2 protein-coding genes are annotated in these 4,416 nt (G+C 71.9%); one reads left to right on the forward strand and one right to left on the reverse strand.

Annotation, left to right across the window (positions count from 1 at the left end):
- Nucleotides 1–79 precede the first annotated feature (79 nt).
- Nucleotides 80–3,379 carry a bifunctional lysylphosphatidylglycerol synthetase/lysine--tRNA ligase LysX gene (gene lysX, locus AB0C69_RS38760; protein WP_360361042.1) on the reverse strand — a complete coding sequence of 1,100 codons (3,300 nt, stop codon included), beginning with the start codon at nucleotides 3,377–3,379 and terminating at the stop codon, nucleotides 80–82.
- 158 nt (nucleotides 3,380–3,537) lie between these two features.
- Here lysX and AB0C69_RS38765 point away from each other — a divergent pair.
- Nucleotides 3,538–4,416: serine/threonine-protein kinase (locus AB0C69_RS38765; RefSeq protein WP_360361045.1), on the forward strand; the 879-nt coding region annotated here is incomplete at its 3' end.

The following is a 4,416-nucleotide window of genomic DNA, read 5'->3' on the forward strand; positions in this document are numbered from 1 at the left end:
CCGAGGGGGAGGACGCCCGGCGGGGAGCGGCACGGGCGTGGCTCGCGGGGCAGGGGTTCCGGCCCGTCCCGCGCGGCCTCTAGGAGCCGGGGCGCACCAGCGGGAACGGGATCGTCTCGCGGATGCTGCGGCCCGTCAGCGTGATCAGCAGCCGGTCGATGCCCATCCCCATGCCCCCGGCGGGCGGCATCGCGTACTCCAGGGCGCGCAGGAAGTCCTCGTCGAGCTCCATGGCCTCCGGGTCGCCGCCCGCGGCCTGGAGCGACTGCTCGGTGAGCCGCTGCCGCTGGAGGATGGGGTCGATCAGCTCGGAGTAGGCGGTGCCGAGTTCGAGGCCGAAGACGATGAGGTCCCACTTCTCGGCCAGGCGCGGGTCGTCGCGGTGGGGGCGGGTCAGCGGGGACGTCTCGGCCGGGTAGTCGCGGACGAACGTGGGCGCCGTCAGGTGCTCCTCGACGAGCGCCTCGAACAGCTCCTGGACGACCTTGCCCTGCCCCCACTGCGGGTCGACGTTCAGCCCCGCCCGCTCGGCGAACGCGTGGACGCGCTCCGGCGGGGTGCCCGGGGTGATCTCCTCGCCGAGCGCCTTGGACACCGACTCGTAGACGGTGATCTCCTGCCACGGCTCGGCGAGGTCGTACTCGGCGCCGTCCCGGACGACGACCGTGGTGCCGAGGGCGGCGCGGGCCGCGTCCACGACGAGGGAGCGGGTCAGCTCGGCCATGGTGTCGTAGTCGCCGTAGGGCTCGTAGGCCTCCAGCATCGTGAACTCGGGGTTGTGCCGCTGCGAGACGCCCTCGTTGCGGAAGCTGCGGTTCAGCTCGAAGACGCGGCCGGCGCCGCCGACGAGGAGGCGCTTGAGGTACAGCTCCGGCGCGATCCGCAGGTAGAGCTGCATGTTGTAGGCGTTGATGCGGGTGGTGAACGGGCGGGCGGTGGCGCCGCCGTGCACCGGCTGGAGCATCGGCGTCTCGACCTCCAGGTAGCCGCGGGCGCGCAGGCCGTCCCGGACGGCGGCGACGGCGTCGCCGCGCATCCGCAGCATCCGGCGGGACTCGTCGTTGACGATGAAGTCCACGTACCGCTGCCGGACGCGGGCCTCGGGGTCCGACAGCCCGGAGCTCTTGTTCGGCAACGGGTGCAGGCACTTGGCGGCGAGCGTCCACGAGGACGCGAGAACCGAGAGCTCCCCGCGCCGGGACGTGACGACCTCGCCCCGCACCCCGACCTGGTCGCCGAGGTCGATGAGCGCCTTCCAGCGGCGCAGCGACTCCTCGCCGACCGAGTCGGCGGTCAGCATGACCTGCAGGTCGCCGGTCTCGTCCCGCAGCGTGACGAAGATCAGCCGGCCGTGCTCGCGGGCGAGGACGACGCGGCCCGCGATCGCGACGGAGTCGCCGGTGCGGGTGTCGGGGGCGAGGCCGGAGTGCCGCTCCCGGATGCCGGAGGCGACGTCGGTGCGCTCGCAGCCGAGCGCGTACGGCTCCATCCCGGCGGCGCGGATCTGGTCGAGCTTGGCGTGCCGGACCCGCTCCTGCTCCGACAGGCGGCGCTGGGGGGCGCGGGCCGCCTCCGCGGCCTCCTCGATCTCCTTGATCCTCTCGACGAGGTCGTCGGAGGGGACCATCGAGGCGGCCCGGTCCAGCTTGGGGCGGTTCAGGCTCGGGAGGAACCCCTCGGCGCGGGCGTAGGCGAGGCCCAGCCGGACGAGGTGCCGCCCGTGCTCGTAGCAGATGAAGCGGGGACGCCAGTCGGGCATGTACTTGGCGTTCGACAGGTACAGCGACTCCAGCTGCCAGAACTTCGACGCGAACGACAGGAACCGGTAGTAGAGCCGGGCGACAGGGCCCGCGCCGATCTGGGAGCCGCGCTCGAACGCCGAGCGCAGCATCGCGAAGTTCAGCGACAGCTGCTGCGCGCCGACCGCGGCGGCCTTCTCGGCGAGCTTGGCGACCATGTACTCGTTGAGGCCGTTCTCGGCGAGCCGGTCGCGGCGCATCAGGTCGAGCGACAGCCCGGCCCGCCCCCAGGGGACGAAGCTGAGCAGGCCGCGCAGCTCCCCGTGCGCGTCGAACGCCTCGACCATGACGCAGCGCCCGTCGGTGGGGTCGCCGAGCCGGCCGAGCGCCATGGAGAAGCCGCGCTCGGTCTCCTCGCCGCGCCAGGCGTCGGCGCTGCGGATGAGTTTGGCCATCTCCCAGCCGGGGATCTGCGAGTGGCGGCGGATCCGCACGGTGTACCCGGCCCGCTCGACGCGCCGGACGGCCTGGCGGACCTGCCGCATCTCCCGTCCGTCGAGGTTGAAGTCGGTGAGGTCGACGATGGCCTCGTCGCCGAGCTCCAGCGCGTCGAAGCCGTGCCGCTTGTAGATGCGGGCGGCGCGCTCGCCGACGCTGACCGCGCCGGGGATCCAGGCGTGCGCGCGGCACTCGCCGAGCCACGCCTCGATCGCCTGGTCCCACGACTCGGGGTCGCCGAGCGGGTCGCCGCTGGCCAGGGAGACCGAACCCTCCACCCGGTAGGCGATGGCCGCCTTACCGTTCGGCGCGACGATGACGTCCTTGTCGCGGCGCAGCGCGAAGTAGCCGAGGGAGTCCTGGTCGCCGTACTCGGCGAGCAGGGCACGGGCCGCCAGCTCCTCCGGGGGGCTGAGGACGGGGTCGCGCCGCCCGGGCCGGAACAGCGCCCAGAACGTGGCGATCATCAGTCCGGTGCCGAGCACCCACAGGATCACGTCGACCCAGAACGGCACCGACACGTCGATCGGCTTGCCGGTGACGCGCGGCCCGAGGACGGTCTGGGCGATCGCGTAGAGCGGGTGCGTCCAGAAGTCGCCGCGGGAGATGCGGTCGGTCACGGTGACGAGGAACGTCCCGATGCCGCAGGTCACGATGAGGAGGCTGGTGAAGACGAGGGTGGCCAGGCGCCGGTTGGCCCGGTCGGGCAGGGTGGTGAACTGGCCGCGCGCGGAGATCAGCAGGCCGAGCACCGCCAGGTACACGGCGGCGGTGACGATCAGGCCGACGGGGGTGGGCCTGTCCGGGTTGATCAGCGTCGTCAGGACGGCGGTGACGCCGAGCGCGGTGGGCAGGCAGAAGATCAGGACGAGGATCCGCCACGCGGCCTTCTTGCGCCGCCGGACGCCCATCGACAGCAGGATCCACAGCAGGCCGATCGGGACGCTCGGGAACCAGCCGAGATAACCGATCCATCGCAACGCCCAGATATCGGCTATCTCAAGGATGAGACCATAGGAGACCCATGCGAGCAGCGACAGGATCCCGGAGAGTCGGGTGTACCAGAAGAAGATCGTCGGCGCGGCCTGGATCAGCCGCCCCCACTCGCCCCGCAGGCCGCGCTGCTGGCCCTGCTCGGTCATGGTCCCCTTTCTACCGGGTCGCACGTCGATCACGTCTCCGCCCCCGCGCGCCCGTCCCGCGGCGAACCGCGGAGTGATCTCGGGCGTCGTACGGGTAAGGGGATGTGGCTTGCACTCTCAGTCCAAGGTTGTCAGCAAAAGTCGATATGGTCGCGGATATGCCAAATGAACCCACCGGTGAGCGGTTGCTCGCCCGCCGCTACCGCCTGGTGACCCAGGTCGGCCGAGGCGGCATGGGGACGGTCTGGCAGGCGCACGATGAGGTCCTCGGTCGTGACGTTGCGGTGAAGGAGGTCATCCTCCCGCATGGTCTCACCGATGAGGAACGCGCCGTGCACCACAAGCGCACGTTCCGTGAGGCCCGCACCGCGGCCAGGCTCAGTCATCCCGGCGTCGTCGCCGTCTACGACGTCGTCGAGGAGGACGACCGCCCCTGGATCATCATGGAGCTCATCAGGGCGCGCTCCCTGGACCAGGTGATCAAGCAGGACGGGCCGATGGAGCCGCGCCGCGCCGCGGAGATCGCCCGGCAGATGCTCGCCGCGCTGCACGCCGCGCACGAGGCCGGCGTGCTGCACCGCGACGTCAAGCCGAGCAACGTGCTGATCACCGGCACGGGCCGGATGGGCGAGCGCGCCGTGCTCACCGACTTCGGCATCGCGACCGCCTCCGGCGACGCCACCCTCACCCAGACCGGGCTCGTCATGGGCTCGCCCGCCTACATCGCGCCGGAGCGCGCCCGCGGCCGCGTCGCCGGTCCCGCCTCCGACCTGTGGTCGCTGGGCGTCACCCTGTACGCGATGCTGCACGGCAAGTCGCCGTTCGAGCGTCCCGAGCCGATGGCCGCGCTGGTCGCGGTGATCTCCGACGAGCCCGACCCGCCGGAGAAGGGCGGCCGGCTCGTCCCGGTCATCGAGGGCCTGCTGCGCAAGAACCGGTCGCCAGGCTGTACGGCTACATCACCCCGCTCAGCACCCCGGCAGACGCCCAAGCCCGGCGAGAAGGCTGGAGACAAGCCGCCCACGGCCGCACCTTCC

It is taken from the genome of Actinomadura sp. NPDC048032 (genome assembly GCF_040653175.1).
GTDB lineage: Bacteria > Actinomycetota > Actinomycetes > Streptosporangiales > Streptosporangiaceae > Spirillospora > Spirillospora verrucosospora.